General features: G+C 37.3%; 12 protein-coding genes and 3 pseudogenes. 7 read left to right on the top strand and 8 right to left on the bottom strand.

Annotated features, from left to right (window positions below):
- Positions 1-231, top strand: a 231-nt coding sequence (locus FJR38_RS20525; RefSeq protein WP_168539105.1) for a transposase, incomplete at its 5' end; no start/stop codon positions are given.
- A 229-nt stretch (positions 232-460) separates the two neighbouring features.
- Here the strand turns inward: FJR38_RS20525 and ndhD1 are convergent.
- From ndhD1 to FJR38_RS29400, 4 genes and pseudogenes are all read right to left on the bottom strand, one after another.
- Positions 461-2,035: a photosynthetic/respiratory NAD(P)H-quinone oxidoreductase subunit D1 gene (gene ndhD1 / locus FJR38_RS20520; protein ID WP_168491983.1), complete on the bottom strand. Its 1,575-nt coding sequence runs from the start codon at positions 2,033-2,035 to the stop codon at positions 461-463.
- 569 nt (positions 2,036-2,604) lie between these two features.
- Positions 2,605-3,545: pseudogene (locus FJR38_RS20515) on the bottom strand (DUF4351 domain-containing protein).
- Between the two features lie 179 nt (positions 3,546-3,724).
- Positions 3,725-3,949 (bottom strand): type II toxin-antitoxin system MqsA family antitoxin, encoded by a 225-nt coding sequence (locus FJR38_RS20510; RefSeq protein ID WP_168491989.1) that lies wholly within the window; start codon positions 3,947-3,949, stop codon positions 3,725-3,727.
- Positions 3,949-4,236, bottom strand: a pseudogene (locus FJR38_RS29400) (DUF4258 domain-containing protein). The gene FJR38_RS20510 and the pseudogene FJR38_RS29400 overlap by 1 nt, the downstream one beginning before the upstream one ends.
- Before the next feature lie 543 nt (positions 4,237-4,779).
- Between FJR38_RS29400 and FJR38_RS20500 the strand changes: the two are divergent.
- Positions 4,780-5,709, top strand: coding sequence for a hypothetical protein (locus FJR38_RS20500; RefSeq protein WP_168539103.1), 930 nt, complete (start codon positions 4,780-4,782; stop codon positions 5,707-5,709).
- Between the two features lie 80 nt (positions 5,710-5,789).
- A complete protein-coding gene (locus FJR38_RS20495) occupies positions 5,790-6,839 on the top strand; it encodes a hypothetical protein (protein WP_168539101.1) in 1,050 nt (349 codons plus the stop codon).
- Positions 6,840-7,001: 162 nt separating this feature from the next.
- Here FJR38_RS20495 and FJR38_RS29180 read toward each other — a convergent pair.
- From FJR38_RS29180 to FJR38_RS20480, 3 genes and pseudogenes are all read right to left on the bottom strand, one after another.
- Positions 7,002-9,081 (bottom strand): annotated as a pseudogene (locus FJR38_RS29180) (NAD(P)H-quinone oxidoreductase subunit 5).
- Between the two features lie 379 nt (positions 9,082-9,460).
- On the bottom strand, positions 9,461-9,847 hold the full coding sequence (locus tag FJR38_RS20485) for a co-chaperone YbbN (RefSeq protein ID WP_168491996.1): 387 nt from the start codon (positions 9,845-9,847) through the stop codon (positions 9,461-9,463).
- A 384-nt stretch (positions 9,848-10,231) separates the two neighbouring features.
- Positions 10,232-10,948, bottom strand: coding sequence for an NnrU family protein (locus tag FJR38_RS20480; protein WP_174763497.1), 717 nt, complete (start codon positions 10,946-10,948; stop codon positions 10,232-10,234).
- A 227-nt stretch (positions 10,949-11,175) separates the two neighbouring features.
- Between FJR38_RS20480 and FJR38_RS20475 the strand changes: the two genes are divergently transcribed.
- Both FJR38_RS20475 and FJR38_RS20470 read left to right on the top strand, forming a co-directional pair.
- The gene (locus FJR38_RS20475) at positions 11,176-12,189 is read left to right on the top strand and encodes a LysR family transcriptional regulator (RefSeq protein WP_168539099.1); all 1,014 of its coding nucleotides are present in this window, start codon (positions 11,176-11,178) and stop codon (positions 12,187-12,189) included.
- Positions 12,190-12,576: 387 nt separating this feature from the next.
- On the top strand, positions 12,577-13,845 hold the full coding sequence (locus tag FJR38_RS20470) for a hypothetical protein (protein WP_168538999.1): 1,269 nt from the start codon (positions 12,577-12,579) through the stop codon (positions 13,843-13,845).
- Between the two features lie 98 nt (positions 13,846-13,943).
- Here FJR38_RS20470 and FJR38_RS20465 read toward each other — a convergent pair whose 3' ends face one another.
- On the bottom strand, positions 13,944-14,642 hold the full coding sequence (locus tag FJR38_RS20465) for a YdcF family protein (RefSeq protein WP_168539097.1): 699 nt from the start codon (positions 14,640-14,642) through the stop codon (positions 13,944-13,946).
- Between the two features lie 319 nt (positions 14,643-14,961).
- On the opposite strand from FJR38_RS20465, the gene ctpB reads away from it, so the two are divergent.
- Both ctpB and FJR38_RS20455 read left to right on the top strand, forming a co-directional pair.
- Positions 14,962-16,296 (top strand): carboxyl-terminal processing protease CtpB, encoded by a 1,335-nt coding sequence (ctpB, locus tag FJR38_RS20460; protein ID WP_168539095.1) that lies wholly within the window; start codon positions 14,962-14,964, stop codon positions 16,294-16,296.
- A gap of 75 nt (positions 16,297-16,371) precedes the next feature.
- The coding region (locus FJR38_RS20455; RefSeq protein ID WP_371418255.1) for a glycosyltransferase family 2 protein at positions 16,372-16,685 on the top strand (314 nt) is incomplete at its 3' end.

Below are 16,685 nucleotides of genomic sequence, written 5' to 3'. Positions count from 1 at the left end.
GACCACCAACAAATTGTCAGCAAAGAAACCAAAAAGCAGGCACAATTAGACGAGAGAGATCGTAATTGTATTGAAGGTAAATTTGGAGAAGGCAAAAGAAGATATAGTCTTGATCGAATGATGACTAAACTTTCTAATACTTCAGAAACAGCCATTGCCATAACTTTTTTAGTCATGAATCTTTCCGCATTACTGCGGCGGATTATTATGACTTTTTTTGTATCTATTTGAGGAAATACTATGTTTTTCCTATTTTTAGATTTGGATGATTAGAAAATATTATATTTACTCAAATTACTTCATACAATGAATTATGTTTTCACTTACAAGCATTGTTAATTGATTCTTGGTCTGGCTTCAATACGACTTTTTCAGCAAGCCCTACTTAATTGAATTTGAAAGATAAAAAAGGGCAGGTATTAAACCCACCCTGATCATAATTCGTAACTCCAGCTACGAATTAATTACCAATTATTGGCGCATTTAAAGAAACAGTTTCCAATGCTTTCCCAGCGGTTAAAGTTGGGACAGAATCACGCAATCTTGCTGTCAATTGTACAGTTGTAGCATCGTACATTTGTGTTAGCAACTTGGGATAAAAACCAATACCGATAATGGGTATCAACAAACAAGCAATGATAAAGACTTCACGGGGTTCAGCATCAATCAAAGCTTGGTGAGAAACTAACTCTTCGTTTTCTTGACCGTAGAAAATTTCGCGCAACATTGAAAGTAGATAAATTGGTGTTAAAATCACACCAACCGCCATCAAGAAAATGACAATTACTTTGAATGTTGGGTTATAAGCATCGCTAGTAGCAAAACCGACGAATACCATTAATTCTGCGACAAAACCACTCATTCCCGGCAATGCTAAAGATGCCATTGAACAAGTTGTAAACATGGCGAAAATCTTCCGCATTCTTTTACCGACACCACCCATTTCATCTAACATTAAGGTGTGTGTGCGATCGTAGGTTGCACCGACTAAAAAGAACAAACTTGCCCCAATTAATCCGTGAGAAACCATTTGTAAAACTGCCCCACTTAACCCCAAATCGGTGAAAGAGGCAATACCAATGAGAACAAAGCCCATGTGAGAAATTGAAGAGTAGGCAATTTTCCGTTTTAAGTTCCTCTGGGCAAAAGACGTTAAAGCAGCGTAGATAATATTTACTACCCCCAAAACCACTAATGCAGGGGCAACATAAGCGTGAGCATCGGGGAGCATTTGGGCATTCATGCGAATTAAGGCATAACCACCCATTTTCAACAAAATACCCGCTAGTAACATATGCACAGGCGCTGTAGCCTCACCGTGGGCATCTGGTAGCCAGGTATGGAGGGGAATGATTGGCAACTTGACAGCGTAGGCAATGAGGAAGCCAGCGTAGAGTAAAAGTTGTAAATTGAGGGCATAGTCTTTCAAGGCGAGCGATCGCATATCGAAAGTCACCGTATCGCCATAAAATCCCATTGTCAAGGAAGACAGCAAAATAAACAGCGAACCGCCAGCAGTGTATAAAATAAACTTGGTTGCTGCATATTGGCGCTTTTTACCTCCCCAAATTGACAACAGGAAGTAAATTGGTACAAGTTCCAATTCCCACACCAGGAAGAATAACAGCATATCCTGGACAGCGAACACAGCAATCTGGCCGCCATACATGGCCAAAATCAAAAAGAAAAATAATTTTGGCTTTAGTGTCACAGGCCAAGCTGCTAGAATCGCCAAGGTGGTAATGAATCCAGTCAAGAGAATCAGAGGCATAGATAAGCCATCAGCCCCTAGAGACCAATTCAAACCCAATTGGGGAACCCAGGGATAACTCTCCACCAGTTGCAAATCGGGGTTAGAGAAATCATACCCAGTATAAAAAGCATAAACAATCAGCGCGAAATCTATCAGCCCGACAATGAGGGAATACCAGCGTACTGTTTTGCCGTCTTTATCTGGAATGATAGGAAGTAGTAGTGATGCGGCTATTGGGAACAAAATAATCGTTGTCAGCCACGGGAAATTAGCTATATTCATCACAATCAATCTGCAATTAAAATCATGTTTGGCAAAAAGTCACTAGTTATTAACTAACAGCTTTTTGGCAATTTTCCCTTCATTGTTAGGTTGATTTAATTAAATTGGCAATCTTCCACCTTCCCAGATGCACCAATTAGACCACTTCTTGTTGTACATCTGGTAGGTAAACTGCCCGCCAATTGGCTCAAATTGAGCAATTATGGCATCTGTACGACATTAAATGGCAAATTTGTCTGAATCAGGATGTCCAGGATTAAAGGATTGACAAGATGATCTTTTTCCACAGTTAAATGTTATACAATGTCTGTACCATCAGCTTGATGAATAGTAACAGTATTTCCTCGACGATAAGCTTGGTAATTTTTCCCACGTACACCACCTGTAAAATTGTATTCTGGGAGCATGAGGAAGAAATAGAAATTAACCCTAATGAAGTTTGGGGAAATATCCGTGATTATGTTCCAGGACGTGAGGTAATTTGGTGATTCGCTTTTTATCTAAAATCCTGATGGGTTGGGTAGAATGAAATGCAGGAAAACATTAATCATCTACCTCAACACTATTATTTATTGCTCCTGATTTTGTTGCAACCAGTTGATTAAATCATCAACAGCAGTAAAATCTAATAAAGCTTCTCCCAGAGATTCTAACTGATCAATAGATAATTCAGTAATTGCTTGCTGAATATCTTCGGAAATTTCTCCGAAACGTTTTTCAGTTGTTTCAAAACTAAATTTTGCTCACCTTTTTCATAACCAATGCGTTCACCGGTGGTAACATAAGTCATAGTGATCTCCTGTTCAAACGCTTTAAATTCTTGCCAAAATTCCCTTTCTAATGGTTTTGGTAATAACATTACCCAGTCTATAAAGCGGTAAAGGTTACGGATGTCTTTTTCCTGTAAACCTTTTTCATACAGTCTTCTAATGAGTTGAAATTTCCAGTTTTTCCGTTCCTGTGGTTTTTTAGTTGTTGCTTGGGTTTTGAGATGTGCCATTACCACTATAGCAAAAGGGTTATTACTCCTTTCCAACTCTTCCCAGCGATTTTGATAGTCTAATAATTTAACTATCCCAAACTCAAAGTTTAATTTGGTGTGAGGATAATTATAACTATATACCGTCGGTCGCCATTTGGGATCGGGATCACATAAAATTGCTAAACTAATGGCAGGTTTACCGAAACGGTCAAAAATGCGAAAATTATAGGTAAACATCCTTTGAGGAAAGATGTCTTCTGATGTACCTTGTACTTCCAAATGGATAAATAGCCAAATTTCGCCACCTTTTTTAGCGAACACCTTAACTAATTTATCAGCATATCTTCTTCCTTGTTCTGCATGACGGGATATTTGTTGAAATTCCTTATCGAGAAATTCATAGGGTTTATTCCAGTCAATTAATGCAGATGTTTCTGGGAAGAAAAATTCGATAGCTTGGGGAAGATATGCTTCTAATATTTCTTTCCAAGGACTATCTTGATCTGATCTTTCTTGTTTTTTAGTCATTGTTGACGTGGTAGATGATATATTTTTAATATCATATTTGTCTGAATCAGGATATCCAGTATTTTAGGATTTACAGGATGTTTATTTATTGTTAATAATTTCAGAGTGAGACTTTGTTGAGATTTCTAAGATTTAGTTTCGCGCAAATACGCAAAGGAGCAAAGGAGCAAAGAAGAAATTTAAGCTGCATATCTAATAATTTCTAATTCTGCTCCTTTAGTAATTGCTAATTCTGCTTTTTCTAAAACCTGTTCGGTAACTGCATCACTCAAATAATATTCACCACAGTTATCACAAATTTCTGCGGGAACTTTTTTTAAGACAATAATACATTCATCTCTTTCTAAGGTGACGGTGACTAAACCGGGTTTAGTTTCTCCATGTTTACAAATTACACATTTCATTATATTTTTCTCCTAGTTGTAAAACCATCTAACCAAATATTAACATCAGGAATATAAGCTGTTACTACATATCCTGTATCTGTAGCTTCATCGTAGGAAAATACAACATGAAGCGGTTTACCTTCTACAAAATCTAATATTAAATAACTGGGGTATGGTGTATCATCAGGATTTTCTTCTATTATTTATCCATAAGCAATTACAGTTTCTACTTCTTTTTTGCTAATGCGACGATAAAACATTTGTTGGATAGCATGACGTGAGAAGTTGGTATTTTGACAATACATGAATTATTTTTTAATCTTAATTAATTATAAATTATTTTGTCTGAATCAGGATACCCAGGATTAGAGGATTTACAGGATTTTTTATGAATATTTATCTGGGAATATTTCAGGTTTTAAAGATGAGTTTTTTCCTTCACCCTGAAAATGCTTAATTGTCTGAATCAGGATGTCCAGGATTAGAGGATTTACAGGATTTTTTATGAATATTTATCTGGGAATATTTCAGGTTTTGAAGATGAGTTTTTTTCTTCATCCTGAACATCCTTAAATCCTGGAAATCCTGATTCAGACAGTAGGGTGTGTAAGCGTTGCGTAATGCACCAAAATTAATTAAATTTAATCTTATCAATTAATATGCGTTACGTCGCGTTTATAATTGAATGTATGTTTCATGATATTTTTTTGCTCCTAACGAACCCTACGAACTACAAACCAAAATAACTTGTACAACCAAAGGAATATGATATTTTGTAACAATTGTTGTTATTTCAAAATAAAGTAGTAGAATTTTGTCCGCACTCTCTTTTTATCTTAACTAAAACTATGGATTATACTTTATCAGACGCGCCTCAATACGTCATCAAAAATATTAAACTTCTACAAGAAATATGGTGGAATAGATTTGATGTTATTGAAAACAATTCAAAAGGAGATTATAGTCGTCATTTGTTATTTATTCTAAACGATTTACGTGAGGAAATAGATAATAATAAATATCGGTTTTCTAAAAATGCTTATGCTAAAAAGTTTTTTAAAATACAAATTGCTAATTATTGTAGTTTCAAAAAAGAGCAAATTGACGAATTAGACAAAATCAAAAGATTATGGACAAAAGAAGTCAATCAAGAATTATGTTTTATTACTGAATCTTTATCTGACGAAGATAAGACAAGCAAATTTGAATTAGATGATATTTCAATATTAATTCAACGTATCGAGAGAAAACTAATTCAAGAAAATAGTTTTGAATTAATTATTGAAGTTTTATATGATGAGCTTATTAAAGAAAATATGAATAAAAAGCACATAGAATTTCTTGTAGAAACAGTAATTTTATTATTTAATAATAAGGGAATATTGGATTTAAAATTTAAATTGGATGAACAATTGGAAGAGTTTCAAGATATTGGATCATCTGAAAGTGTAGTTATTAATGATGATGAATATCAAGATAATTTATATCCAATGGTATTTGGATCACCATCAAGAAATTCCCAATCTATTAATGATTATAGAGAAGAACTTCGAGTTTATTATGAGAATTTAAATATCCAACAGAGACTTAAATTACTAAAAAAGATTTATTGTTTAGAAGCTCAGACTTATAAAGTTATTTTTAATATAAAAGGCTTAAAATTTACAGAAAAATTTAATATAGGTAAAGTTGAATTTTACAATCCTGAAAGAGATTATCAATATATTAAAAAAGAATTAAAAAAAATGAATTCTTTTCAAAATATCGTTCAATTGTAAATGATTCAGATCCAAATGATTTTGAACTAAGAACAGACTACTGTATTGCAGTTGATATTCAAGGTGTAGATAGTAAATTTATGGGAATACAAGCTAAACAAATGGCTGAAAGAACTATAGATGCACTCTCAAACCGAAACAGAAAAGATGAAGCTATTGTCTTATCAAATGATTGGATTATTTGTAATTCTCAAGGAGAAATTCAAAATGTTAGCTTTAAAAAATCCCCTAATCCAGCAAATATTAGTCTATTAAACAATGATGTCCGATGCAGGCTTGGTCAGTGGATATCTTCTGAAAATAGATGTCATCCAACTGTTGGAAAATGGTTGTCTTCTGTTGATTGGTATAGACAAGCAACTGAAGCTGCACAAAGTTCTCAAGAAATATTAAATTCATGGTTTGCTGTAGAAAAATTTTCTGAAGATTCTAAAATACTTTCTAAAAGACTTCCTAAAATATCTGATAAACTATCAAAAAATAAGACTTTTAAAGAAACTATAGATTTATGGCTTGAGGGTGATGGTATTAGAACAGTACAATTACTCCTTGTATTGAGTGAATTAAAATTTCATTTATTTGATCAAGTAAGACAAACTGCACGTATTTTTGTTTCACCTTTTTCATTTGATGAATTGAGAATAGGAAACTCTATAGATAATGAATTACGAGAATATCTATCTGCTCATAAAGATACAATAGATTTTTTAGATAAGTTTATAGAAAAAATTCCCGAAATCAAGAGGAAATTAGATACTCAAAACCAAGAATTTCCTGAATTAAATGAATTAAATAATATTTTATATAACAAAGATGATGGAGAAGAATACTTAATTAAAAAAATTATTGAACTTAAAGATGATGTTTATAACATTTATCGTATTCGTAATATGCTTGTTCATTCCAGCAGTACCAAAAGTAAGCTCTTAGATTACTATGCAAAACGTAGCCGAGAATATTGTCACTCCTTGTTAGATGCTATTGTATATAAAATATATCAGACTTCTAATGATGATGAAATTATGCCTTTGGAATTTTATTTTCGAGAAATGGTAATTGATGCAAATATTGCCTTAGAAGCAGTAAAAAATAATCAAATGGATAAGTTTAGAAATTGGGGTTTATCTTAAATAATTTTAACACCCACTTTTAAAACCTAACCCAAATTTCTCTTCCTTCCTTTCTTCCTTCGTGTCCTTCGCGCCTTCGTGGTTCATTAACTCTGCGCCCTCTGCGCCTCTGCGGTTCGTAAAAAAAACAATCCAGGGGCGGACAAACCGCCCCCATTAAAATCAGGTAACACCAAAAACAATCACCAAGCCCAAAACAGCCCCAAAAACGATCAAGGCATAGAATTGAACCCGACCGCTTTCTAGGTATTTCAAACCTTCACCACTGACAAGAGTAAAGAACCCCGTGAGATTGACAGCGCCGTCAACAACGCGGAAATCAACTTCCATAACTTGTCTAGCCACACGACGCAAACCGAGAACAAAGACACGATGATAAATATCATCAAAGTACCATTTGTTCAAAGATAGATCGTATAGCGGTTGAATGTTTTTAGCGATCGCACTCGGATCAATTTTGCGAGCCAAATACATCAACACAGCCAAAGTAATCCCAATCACAGAAACCGCCACAGAACTACCCGCCATAACGTAAAACTCATGGGGGTCAAATTCCGCAGCCTTTTCCATAACTTCCGCTAAAGTTTCGCTAGGAGGAAAGATAAACTGCTCAAAATAATTGGCGTAGGGAGTACCCACCAAACCAATCAACATGGAAGGAATAGCCAAAAGCACCAACGGTAAACTCATCGTCCAAGGAGACTCATGAGGCTCATGGCTGTGGGAATCATGGGAGTGACTTTCCAATTCTCCCTTTTTCATCGCCCCAGGACCAAAATTAGGTGCTAGTTCTAATGTCCCTGATTTCTCAGCTAAAGCAGCAGCCGCATTTTTGAGTTTTACCTTGATTTTCTCGTCATTACCCCGGAATTTACCTTCAAATGTTGAGAAATACATTCTAAACATATAAAAAGCTGTAATCCCCGCTGTCACCCAACCAATAAACCACAGGAAAGGGTTAGCAGCAAAAGCCGCGCCGAGAATTTCATCTTTTGACCAGAAACCAGCAAAGGGAGGAATCCCCGCAATGGCCAAGCAACCAATCAAAAACGTGAAACTGGTCACGGGCATATATTTCCGCAGTCCACCCATTAAACGCATATCCTGCGCTAATACAGGGTCATGACCAACAACTGCTTCCATGCCATGAATTACCGAACCAGAACCCAAGAAAAGCATCGCTTTAAAATAAGCGTGGGTCATCAGGTGGAATAAACCGGCGCTGTAAGCACCCACACCCATAGCCATCACCATGTAACCAAGTTGGGAAATGGTGGAATAAGCCAAACCCTTCTTGATGTCGTTTTGGGTAATGGCGATAGTTGCCCCCAAAAACGCGGTAAATGCCCCAGTATAAGCAATTACGTTCATTGCTGCTGGGATATTTTCAAAGACTGGGTACATCCGGGCAATTAGGAATACACCCGCTGCTACCATTGTTGCCGCATGGATCAGGGCGGAAATGGGGGGTAGGACCTTCCATTGCGTCTGGTAGCCAGACATGGAGGGGGAATTGGGCAGATTTAGCCACAGGTCCCAGGAAGACGAGAATCGCTAAGACAATGGCGAGGAAATTGCTAATAGAACCGGTTTCTACTAGGTTGGAGAGGCGATCGCCCATAATCATGAAATCAAAGCTGCCTGTCGCCCAGAACAGCCCCAAAATCCCCAATAGTAAACCGAAGTCACCGACCCGGTTGGTGACAAATGCCTTTTGACAGGCATCTGCTGCGGCTTTGCGATCGTACCAAAAGCCCACTAGGAGGTAGGAACACATCCCTACCAGTTCCCAGAAGATGTAAACTTGTACTAGGTTGGGGCTGACCACTAGACCCAACATGGAAGAGCCAAATAAGCTGAGATAGGCGTAAAACCGCACGTAACCTGGGTCATGTGCCATGTAGCCATCGGTGTAAATCATCACCAAAACAGCTACCGTCGTCACAATCACCAGCATTAGGGCTGTCAGGTGGTCAATAGTGTAGCCCATCGTCAGGTGAAAATTGCCTGCTGCTGCCCATTCTATCGTCCAAAGATAAGGCGCATGGCCTTGAAATTGACTCCACAGCAAAGCTAACGACAGCCCCATAGCTGCTCCCATGAGGGAGATAATTACCACAGCATTTAACTGTCGCAGGCGGTTTGTCACCTGATTGATCGAGATTAGCCCTAGACCGACTAGCATTGCTCCCAAGAGAGGTAATACTGGAATCAGCCAGGCATACTGATAGATTACTTCCATCACTAACGCCTACTTTTAGAATTCTGTACTAAGAAATGAGAAGGTTAAAAAATGAAAATTCAATTGGGTGAGGTTTTGGATCTGGGAATTAGAGACTAGGAATTATTTACTAACCTCCACTGCTTCTGATCGCCCAGTACCTTCTAGTTAACTTGAATTTTCGCACTTCAACCTCCAGTTAACTGAAATCATTCAGAACTGTTAATAATTGTGACACACACCCTTGAGGATAAAATACCCCACCCGATACCCTTTGGGTGGGGTATTAAGCATGGTTTTAGATTTGGTCAGTTGTCCGTTGTCCGTTGTCAGTGGCAAAATTCTTTCGCATCCCTGCCCCTCTGCCCCTCTGCTCCCCTGCTCCCCTGCTCCCCTGCTCTTACCTCCTAACTCCTGACTCTTGATTCCTGACTTCTGCTATATCAATTTTTTCGTAACTCGTATAATTGAGTTTAATTGCTTCTAAGGCTAGACGTAAATCTTCTTTACTACGAAACCCTTCTAAACGTTGTTTGACTATACCTTTTTCAATTAATAGTAAAGTCGGTAGTGATTTGAGTCTATAAGTAGTGGACAACTTGAAATTTTGATCAGCGTTGACTCCCACTAACTTGATTTCATTACCACATTGGGTCTGAAATTTTAGTAAAAGCGGGTGAATAATTCGGCATAGTCCGCACCAGGGCGCTTCAAAATTAACTAAAACGGGAACTGGAGATTCTAAAACTTCTTGAATAAATGTTTGTTCACTAACCGACAACACCATGACGCCTCTTGAGTTATAAGGTTTTTATATCAAAATTAGCTGTCAGCAGGAGTAATTGACAAATTACCAATTACTGAGTACCAAAATTAAAGTCAGTATGTTTTCCTGCTGACAAAAAAGCCAGCGCGACATTCACGGTGGCTGTTTTCAATGTTCAGATCCTGATTGATTTTTGTTTCCCGTTTTTACCAAGGTAGAAGGCTACTTTTTGTTTACGGGTTTAGATTTCGCCAGAGTTTAATGAACAAATTTTTTTCCTAATCCCGGTGAAAAACAGTCTAATGATAGATGTTTAAGTTTATCGTACATTGTTTTGGTAGCAAGTGATCAGCACAAAATTTTGTTAAATTTATATTTTTTGTAGATCATGGGGATCACACTAAACTACCATATTATCCTACTTGTTGCCACTAATAACAAGGGGTGAGACCACCATAACAAACCAGTGAAAATGATAACGCCTACATAAGCAGGACATAGAAATTCTTGCCAATTGAGAGATTGACGGCCATCAATAATTGCTTGAAAGGGGATAATAGAAGTCCGCTGTTTGACGACTGCAAAGGCTTCTCCATAGCGTTGACTTAAACGGCGATCGCCATGCCATACTCCAAATAAGTGATGTAGTATCAAACCCATGGAAGTGACAAGGGTGAAACTAGTACCTAACCACAGGGTATGAGCTATACACCAAATAACCTGTCCTACCATTTGGGGATGACGGGTAATACGGATAATCCCTGTTTCATAAAGATGAACTTGGGGCTTTTGAATAGCCGCAATTTCTAGTAGATTGAAGGTAGCAGGATATAAAAACAAAAAAGATATTGCTGATAGTACCCACACTAATGTTCCCACACCCGGTATACCTTGTACTTGCCAAAGTTGCCAGCCATCATACCGATGATTAAAAAAGTAAACGATTAATAACACAGCCAAGGGGAGGCTGATTAATGCAAAGACAATGCGATAAAGCCTCGGTCCAATATATTTTTCTGCCCAAGGACGCACAGCCGCACCTCCACTATGGGCGATCACAAAAGCTAATTGCAACCCCAGCATGACAAAATGACTGGAGGTAAACCAAGGATTGGGCATCATAAATAAAACTCAATTCAAATTTCTGTGAGGAAGAAGCTACTATTGGTAAACATCTTGACTTTTAACAGATTATACATAGGAGAATTTTTGTCAAGATGTTATGATAATGTCTTTTTTGGATTTAGTCTTCAAATGTTAACAATGCCATAAATCATGCCTAGCCAGAAAGCTATTCACCGTGATTTATTTTTAAATTTGCTCCTGTTCCCGTTTCTAGGTTAAGCCTTATGTCTGACCTTCCTTTTACTTTAGATCAGTTACGGATTCTCAAAGCGATCGCCCAAGAAGGGAGTTTCAAGCGTGCTGCTGATAGTCTTTACGTCTCCCAACCTGCTGTCAGTTTGCAAGTTCAAAACCTGGAACGGCAACTGGATGTCCCCCTATTCGATAGAGGTGGCCGTCGCGCTCAATTGACTGAAGCGGGACATCTACTCCTCAACTATGGGGAAAAAATCCTCAGTTTATGTCAGGAAACCTGCCGCGCTATTGAGGATTTACAAAATCTCCAAGGTGGGACTTTGATTGTCGGTGCTTCCCAAACTACTGGCACTTATCTGTTGCCAAAAATGATTGGCTTATTCCGACAAAAATATCCAGATGTAGCGGTACAACTGCACGTCCACTCTACTAGACGCACGGCTTGGAGTGTGTCCAATGGACAGGTTGATTTGGCGATAATTGGTGGGGAAATTCCCGCTGAATTAGGGGAATCTTTAAAAACTGTTCCTTATGCTGAAGATGAATTAGCACTGATTTTACCGACTTCCCATCCCTTTGCTAAATTAGAAACAATCCAAAAAGAAGACCTATATAAACTACAATTCATTGCGCTAGACTCCCAATCAACTATCCGCAAAGTTATTGATCAGGTTTTAGCTCGTTGTGATATTGACACGAGGCGGTTTAAGTTTGAAATGGAACTAAATTCCATCGAAGCTATTAAAAACGCTGTCCAATCGGGACTAGGTGCTGCTTTTGTCTCTACTTCGGCGATCGCTAAAGAATTACAAATGGGTGTTCTCCACCGTACTCCTATCGAAGGTGTTGTAGTGAAGCGCACACTTTGGTTAATATTGAACCCTAATCGCTATAGATCCAAAGCAGCAGAAGCCTTTAGTCAAGAAATATTACCCCAGTTTGCTAACCCCGGCTGGACTCAGGATATGTTGAAGTTGTCACAAATGAATCTGGTGGTAAATACATTGGATATAGCAACATCTAACTCTGCTGATGTCAGTTAAATATCTTGTTTGAAAATTGACAATGGATAATTACCCATCCCTCAAGACTATAGCGAATGACGGAATTAACAATTAAAAATTAAAAAAGCAGCTTAAAAAAGCTTTATACAAATTTTTAATGGTTGGGTTACTTACGCCGTTATGTACTAAAGGCTTGAAAGTAAGGGAAAAAAAGAGGTTTCAAGCCAAATTAACCAATTGACAATTATCCATTGTTAATACTCCCTAGTTATAAAAAGACAGGATTCTGGAAGAGTTAGCCATGCAATAGACTGAGGAACTTATGTCTGTGATAGGTAGTCGTTTCAATAGAAACTCCGTAAACCCTGTGTACTGTATTTCTTGATATAGCAGTACAAATGTCAATTCACATACATAAGGATTTCTATGTCGCTTAAAACTTTGTTAGCTCTCTTGAGTAAAGGTACTTTTACTCTTACCAGTCTGTCTGTTTTAGCTGCTGTGTCTTTTCCCTCTGAGGTTTTTTCTGTCACTTCTCAATTAGAGAATCTCCAAGAAACTAACTCATCATCACCTCAGTTACAGGAAAAGCAAGAATTAAATTTATTACTTGCTAAAAAAAATAAGGATAAGGATAAAAATAGGAATCGTGATAACGATGATGATGATGATGACGATGACGATGACGATGATGATAAGAAGAGAAGAAATAACCAGCGTCATGACGACGATGATGATGACGATGATGATGATGATAAGAAGAGAAGAAATAACCAGCGTCACAGAGAATATCGTAGAGAAGAAAATCGTTCAACCAAATATTTTCGGAAGAACAATTGGAGTACATATCTAAAATGTGGAAAGTTAAATAACTCGCGTCAAAGGGCTTTAGTTATCCAAATGGATATTCTAGAAAAACCAGTGACTAGATATGCAAATGCAGTTTACACTGTCTATGCCCGGAGACAAAATAGGTGGGTACAAGTTTATAGTAATACAGGTGCAAGACTAATTGAAAAGCAAGCAGGAAAATTCAGTTTACAACCAGAAATAATTGAATTTAACCAACTGCAATTACGTAATATTGATTTATCAAATACAGAATTGAAAGTTGTAGCTCAAATTCGCTATGACTTAGCCAACCAACGGGATCAAACAGTAGTATTTGAAAATATCTGGAATGCTAGAGATATTACTGAAATTCGTAGTATTAGTGAGTTAACTAATATTAGCTATACAAACACGACATTTACACAAACTGTTAACAGTTCCACTTTCAACACGACAAACACTTCAACAACAGGAACAACAGTTGCCACATCCACAAATAATCAATCAATTACTTTGATGAATGGTTTCCGTATTAACTATTTAGGGGTAACTTACAAAGGTAATACTTCTACTTGGTCTTATTATATGGAAGAATTACCACGTTCTCGGGATTTAAGTAATTGGGTATTAGGTTTACCAAGTTGCGTTAAAGTTGTCGGTGCAACTCCAAAAGCCGAGTTTGTGAGATTAGATCCCAATGCGAAAATTGGCGGGATTAAATGGCAACCAGGAAACAGCTTTAAAAAAGGAGTATTTTCTGTAACACTAGATAGAAGATATTCCGAGGGAATGATTGATGTAGCGGCTAAAGGTCCTGATGTTGCTAAAGGTGTAATTACAGGTCCTAGTTGTAGTACAATATAACTATTGTATTAAACTAAGTTTTAGAGCGATCGCCTCCACCACTGAAAGAAGTATAATCGCACTTTCTCAGATTAATGAAGAGATATTTGTGCGATCGCTCATCTATTTAATCCCCCTTGATTTTCACAGCGAAACCCCTTTTGTTCCCAAAACGGCATATCAACATCTACTAATTTAACAATATGTGAACATTGGGGATATATAAATTGACTTAATATCGCCCAAATCAAACTACGAGTAATATCTAAAATAGTTTTGTACCAATATTCCTGATTAGCAGGAACACCTTTTTCTTTGACAACTGCCGATTCTACCCAAATCCCATGAGAACCCAAGATAATCCGCGCCATTAAATTAGCTCGGAAAAAATGAGTACCAGAAGTAATTAATTTTACTTTATGTATTCCCCAACTCCGCAAAATAGGTGTTCCATAGTAAAAATTATCAAAAGTCGAAGTAGCGCAATTTTCTAAACTGACTTGTTGAAAACCTGCGACTTCACGCTGAAAAATCAACCAAATACAAGGATCTTGAGAGCCACTAGAAATTAAAATCGGGATGAGGGGAGACTGTTTAGCTAGTTGGGCGACATGAATTTCTCGACGAATACTACCACCCAGGACAAAAAATGCGTCTACTGGCTTTAAAGAAGCAGAAACTAAGGTTATAGTAGTAAAAACCAGCCAACTAATTAGGAGTAGTCTTAAACCCCAAAATAATTTCTGTAACAAGCGCCACAATTTATGAAATTTGCTCAGACGAGTAATTAATAAGTTCAGGGTTAATTTATGTTTCATAAATAACTAATAAAACTTTAATTATCTATTGATAGAAATCACGGCTACAAAAAAAAGAAAGTGGTATCTTAGAAAGGATAATTAAGCATTTACGAATGTTACTAATGCTTTTTTCATACATTTGGTTGTGTTGTTATATAGAAAAGTGATCAACTCAAACCATATTTGTTAACCCACCAAGAGAATATACTACTCATCATTAACAAAAGGCTAAAATATGGATCAATTGTAGAGATTATGAGGATAGAAAAACTACAAGAGATCAGGATTCCCTGATGGATAAACTGTCAAAAACACAACTATTTCATCTGATATATATATGAACCAATCTGCGAAACGTTACTCACCCCTCCAAGCAGCTTTGATTGGTGGAGCGATCGCCACAACTGCGACTCTATCTGTATTCAGTCAAGGTTGGACACGCTGCGTCCATGCGGCTTTGCAAGATAGTCCCAAAGTATTAGTTGATGAAGTTTGGCAGGTTGTAAATCGTGAATATGTTGATGAAAAATTTAATCAACAAGATTGGCAAGCAATCAGACAGAGTTTATTAAGTAAAGATTATACCTCTCAAGATGAAGCCTATATAGCAATCCGCGAAGCTTTGCAGAAACTAGGTGATCCCTACACCCGGTTTATGAACCCCAAGCAATATGAAGCTTTGACTGATCAAACATCTGGGGAAGTCTCTGGAATTGGTATTCGCATGGAATTGAACGAAAAAACCAAGCGTCTTACCATTATAGAAGCTATAGAAAACTCTCCAGCACTCAAAGCCGGACTCAAGCCAGGCGATGAGATTTTGGCAATTAATGGTAAATCTGCCTTAAAAATGACACTGGAAGAAGCCTCAACATTAATTCGTGGAAAAGAAGGTACTTCTGTAAACTTGGATCTGGAACGACCAGGGAACAAATTTAATATAAAATTAACAAGGGCAACAATAGAAGTTCCTACAGTTAGGTATACCCTGAAAGAAGAAGCCGGTCGAAAAGTCGGGTATATTAGATTACAAGAGTTTAGCTCTCACGCTGCTGATCAAATGCGTGTGGCCATTCGCAAATTGAACACTCAAAAAGTGGATTCCTATGTGTTGGATCTCCGAGGTAATCCCGGTGGTTTGTTGGATGCGAGTATAGAAATTGCTAGAATGTGGCTAAATGACGGTAATATCGTGAAAACCGTAGACCGCAAAGGATTAAACGACGATAAAAAAGCTAATCGTACAGCTATAACTAATCTCCCTTTAGCAGTTTTAGTTGATGGTAATTCTGCTAGTGCTAGTGAAATTCTGACCGGCGCACTCAAAGACAATAAACGGGCTGTGGTTGTTGGTAGTCAAACCTTTGGTAAAGCTTTAGTACAGTCAGTTCATAAATTAGCAGATGGTTCGGGTTTAGCTGTCACCATTGCTCATTACTACACACCTAATGGTACAGATATCAACAAAAAAGGAATTGTACCCGATATTAAATTAGACTTGACACAAACTCAAGAGCGCCAATTGGCTTCTAATCCAAATTTAATTGGTACAAATAGTGATCCCCAATATCTTCGCGCCATTGCTGCTCTTTCTAATGGCAAATTAGCACAACCAGTCACAAATCCAAATTCTCAGTCTATTAGTGTCCGGGCTGAAGACTTGAAATTTTAGAGTTTAAGTTTTAATTCCATCCTTTGGGGTGGGATTAAATTCAATTTTTAGTTTCTTAGCACTTTATCTGAGATGATAAATTCCCAACCAGTTGATGTAACCACCGATTACCCATTTACACCAAAGGTAACGGTGGTTATTCCCATATATAATGGTGAAGCAGATTTGCCAGAATTACTGAATTGTCTATTTTCGCAAACTTATCCCCAAGATCAAGTAGAGTATTTATTAGTAGATAATAATAGCAGCGATCGCACCCTGACCATTCTGCAAACAACCGTAGAAAAATCCCCAATTACTATTTACCCATTAAGTGAAAACAACATTCAAAGTTCCTATGCAGCCCGCAACACAGGTATTAAAGCTGCTAAAGGTGAAATCATTGCTTT

The sequence above is a fragment of the Anabaena sp. UHCC 0253 genome (assembly GCF_009712085.1).
Classification (GTDB): Bacteria; Cyanobacteriota; Cyanobacteriia; order Cyanobacteriales; family Nostocaceae; genus Dolichospermum.
Note: the sequence above shows the minus strand (reverse complement) of the source record. Positions and strands in the feature narration are given on the sequence as shown.

Bases quoted from the DNA above. Each gene is read 5' to 3' on its own strand.
- FJR38_RS20480 (WP_174763497.1), bottom strand. From the start codon at position 10,948: ATGATGCCCAATCCTTGGTTTACCTCCAGTCATTTTGTCATGCTGGGG.
- FJR38_RS20495 (WP_168539101.1), top strand. From the start codon at position 5,790: ATGGGAATACAAGCTAAACAAATGGCTGAAAGAACTATAGATGCACTC.
- FJR38_RS20470 (WP_168538999.1), top strand. From the start codon at position 12,577: ATGTCGCTTAAAACTTTGTTAGCTCTCTTGAGTAAAGGTACTTTTACT.
- FJR38_RS20475 (WP_168539099.1), top strand. From the start codon at position 11,176: ATGTCTGACCTTCCTTTTACTTTAGATCAGTTACGGATTCTCAAAGCG.
- FJR38_RS20465 (WP_168539097.1), bottom strand. From the start codon at position 14,642: ATGAAACATAAATTAACCCTGAACTTATTAATTACTCGTCTGAGCAAA.
- FJR38_RS20510 (WP_168491989.1), bottom strand. From the start codon at position 3,949: ATGAAATGTGTAATTTGTAAACATGGAGAAACTAAACCCGGTTTAGTC.
- ctpB (WP_168539095.1), top strand. From the start codon at position 14,962: ATGAACCAATCTGCGAAACGTTACTCACCCCTCCAAGCAGCTTTGATT.
- FJR38_RS20485 (WP_168491996.1), bottom strand. From the start codon at position 9,847: ATGGTGTTGTCGGTTAGTGAACAAACATTTATTCAAGAAGTTTTAGAA.
- FJR38_RS20500 (WP_168539103.1), top strand. From the start codon at position 4,780: ATGGATTATACTTTATCAGACGCGCCTCAATACGTCATCAAAAATATT.
- ndhD1 (WP_168491983.1), bottom strand. From the start codon at position 2,035: ATGAATATAGCTAATTTCCCGTGGCTGACAACGATTATTTTGTTCCCA.